Origin of the sequence: Streptococcus suis (genome assembly GCF_002960425.1) — a bacterium.
Classification (GTDB): domain Bacteria; phylum Bacillota; class Bacilli; order Lactobacillales; family Streptococcaceae; genus Streptococcus; species Streptococcus suis_S.
On sequence record NZ_POIZ01000043.1, the window covers coordinates 61,497 to 76,929 of the forward strand.

A 15,433-nucleotide genomic window follows, 5' to 3' on the forward strand; every position below is an offset into this window, starting at 1 on the left:
ACTTTTCCACAGAATACACAGGGCCTACTACTACTACTAACCTTATAAATAATAAATAAAGGAGTTTCCATGATTCAATTTTCAATCAACAAAAATGTATTTCTCCAAGCACTGAATACAACCAAGCGAGCAATCAGCACAAAAAATGCTATTCCAATTCTTTCAACAGTTAAAATTACAGTAACTAGTGATGGAATTACCTTAACAGGTTCCAATGGACAAATTTCTATCGAACATTTTATTTCTACTCAGGATGAAAACGCAGGTCTGTTGATAACTTCTCCAGGTGCCATTCTTTTAGAAGCTGGATTCTTTATCAATGTGGTTTCTAGCCTACCTGATGTCGTACTTGATTTTAATGAAATTGAACAAAAGCAAGTTGTATTAACAAGCGGTAAGTCAGAAATCACCCTAAAGGGGAAAGATGCTGAACAGTATCCTCGTCTACAAGAAGTACCGACTTCAAAACCTTTGGTCCTAGAAACAAAAGTACTCAAACAAACTATCAACGAAACAGCCTTTGCAGCTTCCTTGCAAGAAAGTCGCCCAATACTAACCGGTGTTCACTTTGTTTTGACAGATAATAAAAATCTAAAAACAGTTGCCACAGATTCACACCGTATGAGCCAACGTAAATTGGTTCTTGAAAAAGCAGGCGATGACTTTAACGTGGTGATCCCAAGCCGTTCTCTTCGCGAATTTACAGTTGTTTTCACAGATGATATTGAAACTGTGGAAGTATTCTTCTCAAACAATCAAATTCTTTTCAGAAGCGAGCATATTAGCTTCTATACACGTTTGCTTGAAGGAACCTATCCAGATACAGATCGCCTGATTCCAACAGAATTCAAAACAGTTGCTGTATTTGACACAGCCAATCTCCGTCATTCGATGGAACGTGCCCGTCTGCTTTCCAATGCGACACAAAATGGTACAGTGAAACTTGAGATTGCCAACAATATTGTCACAGCTCATGTAAACTCTCCAGAGGTCGGTCGTGTAAATGAAGAATTAGACACCTTAGAAGTGACAGGTGAAGATTTGGTGATTAGTTTTAACCCGACTTACTTGATCGAAGCCTTGAAGGCTACAAATAGTGAGCAGGTCAAAATCAGCTTTATCTCATCAGTCCGTCCATTTACAGTGGTACCAAATAGCGAAGGGGATGACCTCGTTCAATTAGTCACACCGGTTCGGACAAACTAATTTAATCATAAACGGCTAGCCTAGCCGTTTTTATGTTATACTGAAAGAAATAGGACTAAAGGAGTATCTATGTACCAATTAGGATCATTTGTCGAAATGAAAAAGCCCCATGCCTGTGTCATCAAATCGACCGGCAAGAAGGCCAATAAATGGGAGGTTATCCGCCTAGGCGCGGATATCAAAATCCGTTGTAGCAACTGTGACCATGTGGTTATGATGAGCCGGCATGATTTTGAACGAAAAATGAAACAAGTGCTGCCGAGCGAAGCCTAGTTGACAGTTTGCAACTGCTGGTTGCGAATTTTTCCTAAAAAGTGCTAGTCAACTGTTCCTTTCTAAACTATAATAGACTTAGAAAAAAGAGGAGGACATGACCATGAATCAGTTAGCACAGCAAATTAAAAAGTTACGTACTGGTCAAAATTTGTCTCAAGATGACTTAGCAGAGAAACTCTATATTTCCCGTCAGGCTGTTTCCAAATGGGAAAATGGTGAAGCAACGCCAGACATCGACAAACTGGTCCAGCTGGCAGAAATTTTTGGTGTCAGTCTGGATTATCTGGTTTTAAGAAAAGAACCTGAGAAGGAAATTGTGGTGGAACAACGAGGAAAAATGAATGTTTGGGAATACTTGAACGAAGAATCCAAACGACCTCTTACAAGAGGAGATTTTGTCTTTCTCATTCTTTTTTTCATTGTCTTCTTATGTGCAATGTTTATTAAGCATTATTTTTAACGAAGCTTGCCAATCGGCAAGCTTTTTCTCTATTTTTCTGCTATAATAGTCATGATTGAATTTTTAATTGGAGAGTAAAAAACATGGCTTTAACAGCAGGAATCGTCGGTTTGCCAAACGTTGGTAAATCAACCCTATTTAACGCAATTACCAAGGCAGGAGCAGAAGCTGCCAACTATCCTTTCGCGACCATTGATCCAAACGTCGGCATGGTAGAAGTGCCAGATGAGCGTTTGCAGAAGTTGACAGAGCTCATCACCCCTAAAAAGACAGTTCCAACCACTTTTGAATTTACCGATATTGCTGGTATCGTAAAAGGTGCTTCTAAAGGTGAGGGGCTTGGAAATAAATTCTTGGCCAATATCCGCGAAGTTGATGCCATTGTCCACGTGGTGCGTGCTTTTGATGATGAAAATGTTATGCGTGAACAAGGCCGTGAAGACGCCTTTGTGGATCCAATCGCAGATATTGACACCATTAACCTAGAATTGATTTTGGCGGACCTAGAGAGTATTAACAAACGCTATGCCCGTGTAGAAAAAATGGCCCGTACGCAAAAAGACAAGGACTCTGTCGCAGAATTTGCAGTCCTTGAAAAAATCAAACCTGTCCTAGAAGACGGAAAATCTGCTCGTACAGTTGACTTCACAGATGAAGAACAAAAAATCGTTAAGCAACTCTTCCTCTTGACCACTAAGCCAGTCCTCTATGTTGCCAACGTCGATGAAGACAAGGTAGCAGATCCTGACTCTATCAGCTATGTTCAGCAAATCCGTGACTTTGCGGCAACAGAAAATGCAGAAGTGGTGGTGATTTCTGCGCGTGCTGAAGAAGAAATTTCAGAACTTGACGATGAAGATAAGGGTGAGTTTTTGGAAGCCCTTGGTTTAACAGAATCTGGCGTGGACAAATTAACACGTGCAGCCTACCACTTGCTTGGACTTGGCACCTACTTTACAGCAGGGGAAAAAGAAGTTCGTGCCTGGACTTTCAAGCGTGGAATCAAGGCTCCACAAGCCGCTGGTATCATCCATTCAGACTTTGAAAAAGGCTTTATCCGTGCGGTAACTATGTCCTATGATGATTTGATGACCTACGGATCTGAGAAGGCTGTTAAAGAAGCAGGACGCCTTCGTGAGGAAGGAAAAGAGTACGTTGTTCAAGATGGGGACATCATGGAGTTCCGCTTCAACGTATAATAGGCAATCAGGTTGGAAAGTATTTTCCAGCCTTTTGGTATTTAAGGAGAAAAAATGACACGATTGATTATCGGCCTAGGAAATCCTGGGGACCGCTATTTTGAAACTAAGCACAATGTCGGCTTTATGTTGTTGGATAAGATTGCCAAGCGTGAAAATGTGACTTTTAGTCATGACAAGATTTTCCAAGCAGATATTGCCACAACCTTTATTGACGGTGAAAAAATTTACCTGGTCAAACCAACCACCTTCATGAACGAATCAGGCAAGGCAGTCCATGCCTTGATGGCCTACTATGGTTTGGATGAAAAGGATATCTTGGTGGCTTACGACGATTTGGACATGGCAGTAGGAAAAATCCGTTTCCGACAAAAAGGTTCGGCAGGTGGCCACAATGGGATTAAGTCCATTGTTAAGCATATTGGCACACAGGAATTTGACCGTATCAAGATTGGTATTGGACGACCAAAAGGAAAAATGAGTGTTGTCAACCATGTACTATCAGGATTTGACACAGAAGACCGTATTGAAATCGACTTAGCACTAGATAAACTTGACAAGGCTGTCAACTTCTATTTGGAAGAAGATGATTTTGATACCATTATGAGAAAGTTTAATGGCTAATGAATATACTAGATATACTTCACAAGAACAAGCAGATCAATCAATGGCAGTCTGGTTTAAACAAATCAACACGTCAGTTACTATTAGGATTGTCTGGAACCAGTAAGTCATTAGTCATGGCGACTGCCTATGATAGTTTGGCTGAGAAAATAATGATTGTAACGGCTAGTCAGAATGAAGCGGAGAGGTTGGCTACAGATTTATCAGCCATTATAGGTAGTGAGAATGTTTACAACTTCTTTACAGATGATAGTCCGATTGCAGAGTTTGTTTTCGCTTCTAAGGAACGAACGCAGTCAAGAATTGATAGCTTGAATTTTCTGACTGATCCAACTCAGTCAGGAGTTCTAGTTGTCAGCATGGCTGCATGTAGGGTACTTTTACCAAATCCAGAAATTTTCAAACAGTCAAAGATTCAAATTGAGGTTGGTCAAGAAATAGAAGTTGACAGTCTTGTAAAGAAACTTGTCAATACAGGCTATAAAAAGGTTTCACGAGTTTTAACTCAAGGAGAATTTAGCCAACGAGGAGACATCCTAGATGTTTTTGATATGCAAGCTGAGGCTCCCTATCGTTTAGAATTTTTTGGAGATGAGATTGATGGCATTCGTATCTTTGATGTCGACAGTCAAAAATCTTTAGAAAATTTGGATAGCATCAGCATTGCTCCAGCATCGGATATTCTTTTGACAGCTACTGACTATGAACGTGCCTGCAGTAGTATTGAAACAGCTATAGAACAATCGCATATAGAAGAGCAGCAGTCTTATTTACGGGAAGTTTTGGCGGATATGCAAACAGAATATCGTCATCCCGATTTACGAAAATTTCTATCATTTTTATATGAACAATCTTGGACATTGCTAGATTATTTGCCAAAGGGATCCCCCTTATTTTTGGATGATTTTCATAAAATCGCTGATAAGCAGGCTCAATTCGAAAAAGAATCAGCAGAGTTATTGACAGATGATTTACAAAAGGGTAAATCAGTGTCAAGTTTAAACTATTTTGCATCTACCTATTCGGAATTAAGAAAATATAAACCTGCCACCTTCTTTTCAAGTTTTCAAAAGGGGTTGGGAAATGTAAAATTTGATGCCCTCTATCAATTTACCCAACATCCTATGCAGGAATTTTTCCATCAAATTCCCTTATTGAAAGAAGAACTAACTCGGTATGCTAAATCGAAGAATACAGTCATTATTCAAGCAAGTTCTGAAGCGAGTTTACAGACTTTACAAAAATCTTTACAGGAGTATGATATTCAGCTACCTACCTATTCATCGGATAAATTAGTAGAAGGTCAGCAACAAGTGACCATTGGACAGCTAGCTTCTGGATTTCATTTGATGGATGAGAAGTTAGTTCTCATTACTGAAAAAGAGATTTTTAATAAAAAGATTAAGCGTAAGGTCCGTAGAACAAACATTTCTAATGCTGAGCGCATTAAGGACTATAGTGAGCTAGCTGTTGGTGACTATGTTGTTCACCATGTTCACGGAATCGGTCAGTATTTAGGGATAGAAACCATTGAAATTTCAGGTATTCACCGTGATTATGTGACAGTTCAATATCAAAACTCCGATCGTATTTCCATTCCTGTAGAGCAGATTGATCTCCTTTCCAAATACTTAGCGTCTGATGGAAAAGCTCCAAAGGTCAATAAACTAAACGATGGTCGTTTCCAGCGTACTAAACAAAAGGTTCAGAAACAAGTCGAGGATATTGCGGATGATTTGATTAAGCTTTACGCTGAACGTAGTCAGTTGAAAGGTTTTGCCTTTTCACCGGATGATGAAAATCAAGTTGAATTTGACAACTACTTTACACATGTGGAAACTGACGATCAACTCCGCTCCATAGATGAAATTAAAAAGGATATGGAAAAAGACTCTCCAATGGATCGCCTGTTAGTAGGAGATGTTGGATTTGGTAAGACAGAAGTAGCCATGCGGGCTGCCTTCAAAGCTGTCAATGATGGCAAGCAAGTAGCTATTCTTGTTCCAACGACTGTTTTAGCCCAGCAACATTATGCTAATTTCCAAGAACGATTTGCTGAATTTCCTGTCAATGTGGACGTCATGAGCCGTTTTAAAACAAAAAAAGAGCAGGAAAAAACACTAGAGAAGCTGAAAAAAGGTCAAGTTGACATTTTGATTGGTACCCATCGCCTGCTATCAAAAGATGTTATTTTTGCCGATTTAGGTTTACTGGTCATTGACGAAGAGCAACGGTTTGGTGTCAAGCATAAGGAACGCTTGAAGGAATTAAAAAAGAAGATTGATGTTCTGACCTTGACTGCAACCCCAATTCCTCGTACCTTACAAATGTCTATGTTGGGAATTCGCGACTTATCAGTAATTGAGACGCCACCGACCAATCGCTATCCTGTCCAAACCTATGTTATGGAAACAAATCCTTCCGTTATTCGAGATGCAATGCTTCGTGAGATAGATCGTGGAGGACAGGTTTACTATCTTTACAATAAAGTTGACACCATTGAGCAAAAAGTTTCGGAATTAAAAGAATTAGTTCCAGAAGCTAGCATCAGTTATGTCCATGGTCAAATGTCGGAAATTCAGCTTGAAAATACCCTTTATGCCTTTGTAGAAGGTGAGTATGATATTCTAGTGACCACAACAATCATTGAAACAGGTGTTGATATTCCAAATGCGAATACCTTATTTATTGAAAATGCCGATCACATGGGACTGTCAACTCTCTATCAACTTCGAGGACGTGTTGGTCGTTCCAGTCGGATTGCCTATGCCTATCTCATGTACCGTCCAGACAAGTCCTTGACAGAAGTAGCTGAAAAACGTTTGGAGGCAATCAAGGGCTTTACAGAACTAGGATCAGGTTTCAAGATTGCCATGCAAGATTTGTCTATTCGCGGTGCGGGAAATATCCTGGGAGCTGCCCAATCTGGCTTTATTGATTCAGTTGGTTACGAACTCTATTCTCAACTTTTAGAACAAGCTATCTTAGAAAAACAAGGTAAGGCAGCTCAACGTCAGAAAAGCAATTCAGAGGTTAATTTACAGATTGATGCTTACTTACCGAGTGATTATATTGGAGATCAGCGACAAAAAATTGAAATTTACAAGCGTATCAAGAACATTGACAGCCGTGTAAACTATCAAGATTTACAGGAAGAATTGATGGACCGTTTTGGAGAGTATCCTGATGTAGTAGCCTACTTGCTTGAAATCGGTCTATTGAAGTCATTTTTAGATCAAGTGTTCTGTCATACAGTTCTTAGACGACAACATCAAGTGACAGTGACATTCGAACCTATGGCTGGTCAAATTTTCCTAACGCAAGATTACTTTGAAGCACTATCTGCTACGAATTTGAAAGCTCAGATAACGGAAAATAAAGGAAAGCTAGCTGTTGTGTTTAACATTCAACAGAAAAAAGACTTTGAAATTATTGAAGAATTGATTTCTTTTGCGGAGAAGTTACAAGAAATCAAGACCAGAAAGGCAGAATAAATTTCTCAATTAGATGAAAAAATGGTAAAATATATAGTTGAGGTAAGTTTATGAGACTAGATAAATATTTAAAAGTTTCTCGCATTATCAAGCGTCGGACAGTTGCAAAGGAAGTAGCTGACAAGGGAAGAATAAAAGTTAATGGTATTTTGGCTAAATCTTCAACAGATTTGAAAGTTGATGATCAAGTTGAAATCCAATTCGGCAATAAGTTGCTAACTGTAAAAGTCCTTGAAATGAAAGATTCTACAAAAAAAGAAGATGCACTGAAAATGTATGAAATTGTCAGTGAAAAAAGGATAGAAGCAGATGAGAAAATCTAAAATCCTGCAGTTGAATAATGCCTTTATTCAATCGGAACGTGCAAAATCTCAGAATAAATTGGCAGAGCGTCAGCAGAAAAATCGTTTCATGGCTGCTATTTTGGTTTTGGTTATCTTTTTATTTATGTTGCCAGCCTATAATCTGGTGGTGACCTATACAACTATTCAGCAACAGGAAAAGAAGTTAGCTGAATTAGAAAAAAACTATGATGAATTGACCAAAGAGCAAAAACAAGTAGCTGAAATGGTTACGAAATTAAAGAATGAAGATTACGCTGCCAAATATGTTCGTGCCAAATACCAATACTCTAAAGAAGGGGAATTTGTCTACAATATTCCAGGGTTACCAAAATGACAGATTCTATTTTTAAAATTGTAGAGCAATTTCTACAGCATTCGGAAGAGAAGTTGGAAGAGTTGTCTCAAAAAAATCAGGAATTGAAATTAGAGGAAAAGGATTTATAGAAGGGAGGGAGTATGCAGAAGAAACTGCTCGTATGGTTATTGCCAGTTTTATTTGGATGGCAGGTGGTTGATAGTACAGAAATACCGTTTAAACTCACAGCACAAGAAGAATATGAATTGACTCAGACAGTATATGACCAGTATTTTCAGACTATCCCTCAAAATCCAAATGTGTTTCAAGTTGAAAATCTTTATTCTGACCTAGAATTGACACAAATAGTAGGTCAGTTGAAACCAAATCAGGATTTTTCCATCACAGATGTGAATGTGAATTCCAAAAAAGAGTTGGTTTTTCAGATTGATAATGCTTCCTATATTGTGGCAGATACCAATAAATTATTTGATGACGTCGTTTTAACAGAAACTTTTGTTGAGCAGACCTACTGGACAAATAAAAATCTTACTGTTCTATCTTCTCCGATAGCAAATCAAGCCAAGGAAGTCAAAACAGATATACAGGCTTATCAAGCAGTTACCATTTCTAAAATTTCTACTACGCCAATAGGTGACTTTGCTTATGTCGCAGACAAGGGCTGGATTGCTATGGATGATTTGTCTACAGTTGACAATAGAATGGAAGCTGTTCAAGCCTTGCTTACACAGAAATATTCTAAAAACAACATCGGAATATATGTTAAGCAACTTTCAACTGGTCAGTCAGCGGGTCTTAATCAAGATAAGGTGTTTTATTCTGCTAGTATTGCTAAATTACCGATCCTTTACTATGTTCAGGAGCAAATCAATGCTGGTCAGATTGATTTGACAACGAAAGTCAAATATACAGCAGAATCTATGGTATTTCCAGGTGCTTATGTCGTTGGTGGTAGCGGTTCTCTATCAAAAACACCAGATAATAAGGAATATTCACTGGAAGAATTGATTAACAAGACTGCTAAAGAGTCAGATAATGTAGCCAGTAATTTACTTTCTTATTATGTGACACATAGATTTGATAAGGATTTTGAACAAATTATCACAGATGTTACAGACAGTAAGTGGGATATGGTTACACGTGAAACAACGGCAGAAGTTGCGGGAACAATGATGGAAGCCTTGTATGAACAAGAAGGCTACGTTTTAGAAAGCCTTCTGTCAACGCAATTCGATAATCAGCGTATTTCAAAGGATATTGCCGTTCCAGTGGCCCATAAAATTGGTGATGCGGACGATGTCAAACATGACGTGGCCATTGTCTATACAGAATCTCCGTTTGTTTTATCCATCTTTACAGATAAATCAAGCTATGATGAGATTACGCAAATTGCAAATGATATTTACGGGATTTTAAAGTAAATGAAAAATAGATTTTTAAAAGTGACACGGGAAGGTCACTTTTTTGATAAGCATGAGAAAGTTCTTGTGGCTGTATCAGGTGGTTTGGATTCCATGAATTTGTTTCATCTTTTAGACCAATGTCGACAAGAATTGGGGATTTCTCTGGGACTTGCCCATGTTAACCATGGACAAAGAGAGGAATCTGTTAGTGAGGAAAGCTACCTCAGGCAGTTAGCAGAGGATAGCAAGGTTCCATTCTTTCTATCACATTTTGAAGGAACTTTTTCAGAAGAAGCAGCGAGGAAATGGCGTTACGCATTCTTTGCGAAAATCATGGAGCAGGAAGGGTACACCGCACTGGTAACAGCCCACCATGCTGATGACCAAGCAGAGACAGTTTTGATGCGTTTGATTCGAGGAAGTCGCTTACGTCATTTGTCTGCCATTCAGCCTATCCAGACCTTTGCAGGCGGAGAACTCATTCGACCACTTCTGTCTTTTAAAAAGTCTGACTTTGACACTGTGTTTCATTTTGAAGATGCTAGCAATCAAAGTTTGAACTATTTTAGAAATAGAATTCGAAACAGGTATCTCCCACAGTTAAAACAGGAAAATCCTAAAGTTGAACTTGCTCTCAACAACCTTGCAGATGATACCAGTAATTTATTACAGGCTTTGCGAGATTTAACTAACCATTTATCTGTAACAGATTTGACAAGTTTTCGACAGCAGACCCAGGCTGTACAGACTTATCTGCTAGAGGAGTATGTAGAGAAATTCTCTGATTTGCAACTATCACGTCCGCAATTTAATGAGCTCCTTCATATTTTGCAATCAAAAGCGAATTATAGACATCTATTAAAAAATGATTATATTTTAGAGAAAGAGTATGATAGTTTCAAGATTTATAAAATAGGACCTCAGACGGATGAGCAAAAAGAGCCAGTCATGGTAGAATCAGAAGGTATTTTTTCTTATGGTTCTTACATTTTTTCACTCAATCACCCCCTTGAAAATGCTGAGCAGATTTTACATTTTCCAAGTGAGGTTCCGATTCGATTGCGGGGTAGGCAGGCAGGAGATACTATCCTGATAAATGGTGTGAATAAAAAAGTTCGCCGCTGGTTTATTGACAATAAAATACCTCAACAAGTACGACAAGAGGCCATTATTATTGAACAAGCTGGTGAAATTTATGGAATTGCCAATCTTGCTAGCAGTGATTTGAGTAAATCAATAAAAAATGATATAATCAAAGCTACCTTATATATTAAAATGAAAGAGTAGAACAACTATGTTGGACAAAGATATTAAGAAAATTCTTGTTTCAGAAGAAGAAATTGTTGCAAAATGTAAAGAACTTGGGCAAATTCTAGCAAACGATTACGCAGATAAGAACCCTATTCTTGTTGGAATTTTAAAAGGTTCTATTCCATTTATGGCAGAATTGATGAAGCATATTGATGCGCATATCGAAACGGATTATATGGTTGTTTCAAGCTATCATGGTGGTACGGAGAGTAGCGGAACAGTTAAAATCATCAAAGATTTAGATAACAGTGTTGCTGGTCGTCATATTATCTTTGTTGAGGATATTATTGATACTGGTCGTACCTTGAAGGAATTGAAAGAGCTTTTTGCATTCCGTCAAGCAGCTTCAATCAAGATTGCTACATTACTTGATAAACCAGAAGGTCGTGTAGTTGAAATTGAGCCAGACTATACTTGCTTCACTATTCCAAATGAATTTGTAGTTGGCTTTGGATTAGACTACGATGAAAACTATCGTAACCTTCCTTACGTTGGTGTACTAAAAGAGGAAGTTTATACAAAATAGAAAAAGGTTTCCTACTATATTATGAACAATCAACCAAATAAAGGATTTATAAGAAATCCTTTTCTCATTATTCTTGTCATCGCGACCATCCTTACAGCATTCCAATTTTTTAATGCAGGTCAACAGGTTGCGACTCAAGAAATCAGCTATTCACAAGTTATTACCGAGCTTAAGAATAATAACGTTTCAGAATTGACTTATCAACCAGATTCAAGTGTTATTGAAATTACTGGTAAGTACAAGACAGAGCAGACAGCCAAGGATGAACTAGCTTCTTCTATTAAGCTATTCCAAGTGTCAAATACTGTTACCTATAAAAACTTCAAATCGCTTATTCTACCATCTGAAACAAATTTATCAGAATTACAAACCCTAGCAAATGAAAATGGTGTTAAGGTAACCATTAAACCAGAAAGTTCTAATGGACTATGGTTAAATATCATCTTTAATTTGTTACCACTTGTAATTGTAGGTGTATTCTTCATGATGATGATGAACCAAGGTGGTGGCGGAGCTCGAGGAGCAATGAACTTTGGACGAAACAAAGCAAAAGCTCTTGAGCAAAGCAATATCAAAGTTCGTTTCTCAGATGTCGCAGGTGCAGAAGAAGAAAAACAAGAACTGGTAGAAGTGGTAGAGTTTTTGAAAGATCCTAAACGCTTTACCAAGCTTGGTGCCCGTATTCCAGCAGGTGTCTTATTAGAGGGACCTCCAGGAACAGGTAAAACTCTTTTGGCAAAAGCTGTAGCAGGTGAAGCAGGTGTTCCATTCTTCTCGATTTCTGGTTCTGATTTCGTTGAAATGTTTGTCGGTGTCGGAGCTAGTCGTGTTCGTTCACTGTTTGAAGATGCAAAAAAAGCAGCACCAGCTATCATTTTCATCGATGAAATCGATGCTGTCGGTCGCCAACGTGGTGTCGGCATGGGTGGTGGTAATGACGAACGTGAACAAACCCTTAACCAACTCTTAATTGAAATGGATGGATTTGAAGGCAACGAAGGGATTATCGTCATTGCCGCAACCAACCGTAGTGATGTTTTAGATCCAGCCCTTCTTCGTCCGGGACGTTTTGACCGTAAAGTCTTGGTTGGTCGTCCAGATGTCAAGGGTCGCGAAGCAATCCTAAAAGTTCACGCGAAGAATAAACCACTAGCAGCAGATGTAGATTTGAAATTAGTAGCACAACAAACACCAGGATTTGTTGGTGCTGATTTAGAGAACGTTCTCAACGAAGCAGCCCTTGTAGCCGCACGTCGAAACAAAACTGTCATTGATGCTTCAGATATCGATGAAGCAGAAGACCGTGTCATTGCAGGACCTTCTAAGAAAGACCGCCAAATTTCAGCTAAAGAACGTGAGATCGTTGCCTACCATGAAGCTGGTCATACGATTGTTGGCCTTGTCTTGTCAAATGCGCGTGAAGTTCATAAAGTTACTATTGTACCACGTGGTCGCGCTGGTGGTTACATGATTGCCCTTCCAAAAGAAGACCAAATGCTCCTATCTAAAGAAGACATGAAAGAGCAATTGGCTGGTCTTATGGGGGGACGTGTTGCAGAAGAAATTATTTTCAATACCCAAACAACAGGTGCCTCAAATGACTTTGAACAAGCGACACAGATGGCGCGTGCTATGGTTGCAGAATATGGTATGAGTGAAAAAATGGGACCAATGCAGTATGAAGGTAGTCATGCTATGTTTGGTGGACAAACAACTCATAAACACATATCAGAACAAACTGCCTATGAATTAGACAACGAAGTCCGTGATTTGCTGAATGAAGCTCGCAACAAAGCGGCTGAAATTATTCAGTCTAATCGCGAAACTCATAAACTAATCGCAGAAGCCTTGCTTAAATACGAAACTCTCGATAGTGTTCAAATTAAATCTCTATATGAAACAGGCAAAATGCCAGAGAGTATTGAACAAGATGACGAGGATGTTCATCCCCTTTCTTACGAAGAAGTAAAAGAGAAGATAAATACAAAAGAGTAATATAAAAATACTTTGAGTATGACATCTACAATTTTTGCTATCAAACTAATAAAATCATGACCACCCGTCAAACGGGTGGTTTGAACAAGGGCTATAAGCCCACATCACCAGCCAGCGCCTAAAGACGCTGGCTTTCACTTTGTTCAAGCCTCACTGCTTTTGACTCGTCACTAGCCTCTTAAAGAGGCATTCGTACTACTTGCCATTATCCCTAAAGGGATCTTCATACTCTTTTACACTCAATTTATCAAGTGCTATATCATGCTTTTCTTGCTCTTGAATATACTTCTTAATTGTGGCTTCATTAAGTCCAACTGTACTTACATAATATCCCTCTGCCCAGAAATGACGATTGCCAAATTTATATTTGAGATTGGCGTGTTTATCAAACATCATAAGAGCACTCTTACCTTTTAAATAACCCATAAAGCTTGATACACTTAACCTCGGAGGAATACTGACTAACATATGAACATGATCCGGCATCAGATGTCCTTCGATAATTTCTACGCCTTTATAACTACACAAACGTCGGAATATTTCTCCCAAGCTACTTCGATATTGATTATAGATGATTTTTCGTCTATACTTAGGTGTGAAGACAATGTGGTACTTACATAACCACTTTGTATGTGATAAACTATGTGCCTTTTGTGCCATACTTTTCTCCTCTCGCTTTACAATAGGCTTGAACACCTTTATTGTATCGCGTTTGGAGTTTTTTTGGTATAACCTTCGTCGCGCACCCGCATAGCGGGTGGTTTATTTGTCACGCACCTTACGGAGCGTGACGGACTAAAAGTCACATAATGATCACAAGCCCTCATTAAGATTAGATACTTAGTGAGGGCTTTGTGGTTATTAAAGATAATAAGAAATAGATCAAGAAGAGTGAAAAGCCATATATTTTGAACTAAGAAAAATAGAAAGTTCAAAATCCTAATCAAAGCACAGTATGCAACTGCGGTATAATATACATTCAAAAAAAGATGCAAAATTCTTAATTGCAGGGTGCTAAAAAATAAGGAGAAAAAATCCATTTGAGATATCCTTATTAAAAACACTCATGTCAAGTTGCATCAACATTATTAATAAAAGGAAGTACCTAATGTAGAACAATTATCTGAAATAAAAAAACAGCGCATAAAACAAAATATCCGTCTTGTCATAAAGTATCCATAGTAAATCACCTTGATTTAGAGTCTACAAGACAAAAATGTCCTGTAGAAAGCCAACACTTTTCGATAAACTTAACCCATCAACCAAAGGAGATTAAGTAATGGAATTCGAAAAAGTGTACGCAAGCGTCAAAGGCATTGTAACCAAGGCTCGAAAAGAGTTTTACATTAAACTATGGGATCGCGATGATTGGGAACAAGAAGGAATGATGACCTTGTTTGAATTATTGGAAGAAGAACCGTGGTTAGTTGATGAACAAGTTCAATTGTATTGTTATTTCAAAGTCAAGTTTAGAAATCGAATCAAGGATCATATTCGCAAGCAGGAAAGTCAAAAACGCAAGTTTGATCGTATGCCACATGAAGATATTCATGAATTATCTCACGCCATACAATCACCAGGCTTGATAAACGATGAACTATTAATGTTGAGAGGTGCCTTGAGAGACTATCGGAAAAATCTAAGCAAGGATCAACTCGATAAATATGAAAAATTAATTAGCGGACAATGTTTCAATGGTCGCCGGGAAATGATACGTGAATTACAAATTCATTTAAAAGAATTTCGATAAATCAGTTATTATAAAATGTTCATTATAATCAAGAAGCAAGGTAGAGCCACAATGGAAGTTTTACTTTGCTTCTTTTAAAAAAATTGAACAAAAAAGTGTTGACAAACACACAATGCGATGATAGAATAAATGAGTTGTCTTTTGAGATTGCGTTGACAGAAAGAAATGAAAAAAAGATTTCAAAAAAGTGTTGACAAGGTTGAATGAAGATGATAGAATAATTGAGTTGTCAAATCTGAGACACAACACTGAAAAAAGAAACAAAAAAAGTTTCAAAAAAGTGTTGACAAACAGTTGAAGAAATGATAAACTAAGATAGTTGTCGCGAGAGCGCGGCAGTGAACAAGGCCTTTGAAAATTAAAGAAGACGAACCAAACGTGCAGGGTGATTTATCTAGGATAAATCGTCAATAACGAAAAACAATAAAACGGAAAGCTAGCAATAGCTTGAGTTTGAATCAAAACTTTTTATGAGAGTTTGATCCTGGCTCAGGACGAACGCTGGCGGCGTGCCTAATACATGCAAGTG

General features: G+C 38.2%; 15 protein-coding genes and 1 rRNA gene. 15 read left to right on the forward strand and 1 reads right to left on the reverse strand.

Annotated elements, in window-relative coordinates:
- Positions 1–69: 69 nt before the first annotated feature.
- The 13 genes from dnaN to ftsH all read left to right on the forward strand — a co-directional run bounded on the left by dnaN (position 70) and on the right by ftsH (position 13,154).
- Entirely contained in the window at positions 70–1,206 is a 1,137-nt protein-coding gene (dnaN, locus tag C1G57_RS05625; protein ID WP_105114110.1) for a DNA polymerase III subunit beta, read from the forward strand.
- A gap of 69 nt (positions 1,207–1,275) precedes the next feature.
- Entirely contained in the window at positions 1,276–1,479 is a 204-nt protein-coding gene (locus C1G57_RS05630; RefSeq protein WP_004195358.1) for a DUF951 domain-containing protein, read from the forward strand.
- A 103-nt stretch (positions 1,480–1,582) separates the two neighbouring features.
- Positions 1,583–1,942, forward strand: a complete 360-nt coding sequence (locus tag C1G57_RS05635) for a helix-turn-helix domain-containing protein (RefSeq protein WP_105114121.1) — start codon at positions 1,583–1,585, stop codon at positions 1,940–1,942.
- 83 nt (positions 1,943–2,025) lie between these two features.
- Entirely contained in the window at positions 2,026–3,141 is a 1,116-nt protein-coding gene (gene ychF / locus C1G57_RS05640) for a redox-regulated ATPase YchF (RefSeq protein ID WP_105114111.1), read from the forward strand.
- 54 nt (positions 3,142–3,195) lie between these two features.
- The gene (pth, locus tag C1G57_RS05645) at positions 3,196–3,765 is read left to right on the forward strand and encodes an aminoacyl-tRNA hydrolase (RefSeq protein ID WP_105114112.1); all 570 of its coding nucleotides are present in this window, start codon (positions 3,196–3,198) and stop codon (positions 3,763–3,765) included.
- Positions 3,765–7,259: a transcription-repair coupling factor gene (gene mfd / locus C1G57_RS05650; protein ID WP_105114113.1), complete on the forward strand. Its 3,495-nt coding sequence runs from the start codon at positions 3,765–3,767 to the stop codon at positions 7,257–7,259. The genes pth and mfd overlap by 1 nt, the downstream gene beginning before the upstream one ends.
- A 50-nt stretch (positions 7,260–7,309) precedes the next feature.
- Positions 7,310–7,582: an RNA-binding S4 domain-containing protein gene (locus tag C1G57_RS05655; RefSeq protein WP_044678580.1), complete on the forward strand. Its 273-nt coding sequence runs from the start codon at positions 7,310–7,312 to the stop codon at positions 7,580–7,582.
- Entirely contained in the window at positions 7,569–7,937 is a 369-nt protein-coding gene (locus C1G57_RS05660; protein WP_044678578.1) for an FtsB family cell division protein, read from the forward strand. The genes C1G57_RS05655 and C1G57_RS05660 overlap by 14 nt, the downstream gene beginning before the upstream one ends.
- Complete coding sequence (locus C1G57_RS11480) at positions 7,934–8,047, forward strand: SP_0009 family protein (RefSeq protein ID WP_032499024.1); 114 nt, start codon at positions 7,934–7,936, stop codon at positions 8,045–8,047. Before C1G57_RS05660 ends, C1G57_RS11480 begins: the two co-directional genes overlap by 4 nt.
- Before the next feature lie 12 nt (positions 8,048–8,059).
- A complete protein-coding gene (locus C1G57_RS05670) occupies positions 8,060–9,340 on the forward strand; it encodes a serine hydrolase (protein ID WP_105114114.1) in 1,281 nt (426 codons plus the stop codon).
- Positions 9,341–10,609, forward strand: a complete 1,269-nt coding sequence (gene tilS, locus C1G57_RS05675; RefSeq protein WP_105114115.1) for a tRNA lysidine(34) synthetase TilS — start codon at positions 9,341–9,343, stop codon at positions 10,607–10,609.
- A gap of 7 nt (positions 10,610–10,616) precedes the next feature.
- Complete coding sequence (gene hpt, locus C1G57_RS05680) at positions 10,617–11,159, forward strand: hypoxanthine phosphoribosyltransferase (RefSeq protein ID WP_105114116.1); 543 nt, start codon at positions 10,617–10,619, stop codon at positions 11,157–11,159.
- A gap of 21 nt (positions 11,160–11,180) precedes the next feature.
- On the forward strand, positions 11,181–13,154 hold the full coding sequence (ftsH, locus tag C1G57_RS05685; RefSeq protein WP_105114117.1) for an ATP-dependent zinc metalloprotease FtsH: 1,974 nt from the start codon (positions 11,181–11,183) through the stop codon (positions 13,152–13,154).
- 195 nt (positions 13,155–13,349) lie between these two features.
- Here ftsH and tnpA read toward each other — a convergent pair whose 3' ends face one another.
- Entirely contained in the window at positions 13,350–13,814 is a 465-nt protein-coding gene (gene tnpA / locus C1G57_RS05695) for an IS200/IS605-like element ISSsu4 family transposase (RefSeq protein ID WP_029172398.1), read from the reverse strand.
- A 619-nt stretch (positions 13,815–14,433) separates the two neighbouring features.
- Here tnpA and C1G57_RS05705 point away from each other — a divergent pair.
- Together C1G57_RS05705 and C1G57_RS11240 are read left to right on the forward strand one after the other, a co-directional pair.
- Complete coding sequence (locus C1G57_RS05705; RefSeq protein WP_105114119.1) at positions 14,434–14,904, forward strand: sigma-70 family RNA polymerase sigma factor; 471 nt, start codon at positions 14,434–14,436, stop codon at positions 14,902–14,904.
- 466 nt (positions 14,905–15,370) lie between these two features.
- Positions 15,371–15,433, forward strand: a 16S ribosomal RNA gene (locus C1G57_RS11240); the annotation flags it as partial.

Excerpts from the sequence above, each read along its gene's own strand:
- C1G57_RS05705 (WP_105114119.1), top strand. The coding sequence starts at position 14,434 with ATGGAATTCGAAAAAGTGTACGCAAGCGTCAAAGGCATTGTAACCAAG.
- tnpA (WP_029172398.1), bottom strand. The coding sequence starts at position 13,814 with ATGGCACAAAAGGCACATAGTTTATCACATACAAAGTGGTTATGTAAG.
- dnaN (WP_105114110.1), top strand. The coding sequence starts at position 70 with ATGATTCAATTTTCAATCAACAAAAATGTATTTCTCCAAGCACTGAAT.
- tilS (WP_105114115.1), top strand. The coding sequence starts at position 9,341 with ATGAAAAATAGATTTTTAAAAGTGACACGGGAAGGTCACTTTTTTGAT.
- C1G57_RS05655 (WP_044678580.1), top strand. The coding sequence starts at position 7,310 with ATGAGACTAGATAAATATTTAAAAGTTTCTCGCATTATCAAGCGTCGG.
- C1G57_RS05635 (WP_105114121.1), top strand. The coding sequence starts at position 1,583 with ATGAATCAGTTAGCACAGCAAATTAAAAAGTTACGTACTGGTCAAAAT.
- hpt (WP_105114116.1), top strand. The coding sequence starts at position 10,617 with ATGTTGGACAAAGATATTAAGAAAATTCTTGTTTCAGAAGAAGAAATT.
- ychF (WP_105114111.1), top strand. The coding sequence starts at position 2,026 with ATGGCTTTAACAGCAGGAATCGTCGGTTTGCCAAACGTTGGTAAATCA.
- pth (WP_105114112.1), top strand. The coding sequence starts at position 3,196 with ATGACACGATTGATTATCGGCCTAGGAAATCCTGGGGACCGCTATTTT.
- C1G57_RS05630 (WP_004195358.1), top strand. The coding sequence starts at position 1,276 with ATGTACCAATTAGGATCATTTGTCGAAATGAAAAAGCCCCATGCCTGT.
- mfd (WP_105114113.1), top strand. The coding sequence starts at position 3,765 with ATGAATATACTAGATATACTTCACAAGAACAAGCAGATCAATCAATGG.
- C1G57_RS05670 (WP_105114114.1), top strand. The coding sequence starts at position 8,060 with ATGCAGAAGAAACTGCTCGTATGGTTATTGCCAGTTTTATTTGGATGG.
- ftsH (WP_105114117.1), top strand. The coding sequence starts at position 11,181 with ATGAACAATCAACCAAATAAAGGATTTATAAGAAATCCTTTTCTCATT.
- C1G57_RS11480 (WP_032499024.1), top strand. The coding sequence starts at position 7,934 with ATGACAGATTCTATTTTTAAAATTGTAGAGCAATTTCTACAGCATTCG.
- C1G57_RS05660 (WP_044678578.1), top strand. The coding sequence starts at position 7,569 with ATGAGAAAATCTAAAATCCTGCAGTTGAATAATGCCTTTATTCAATCG.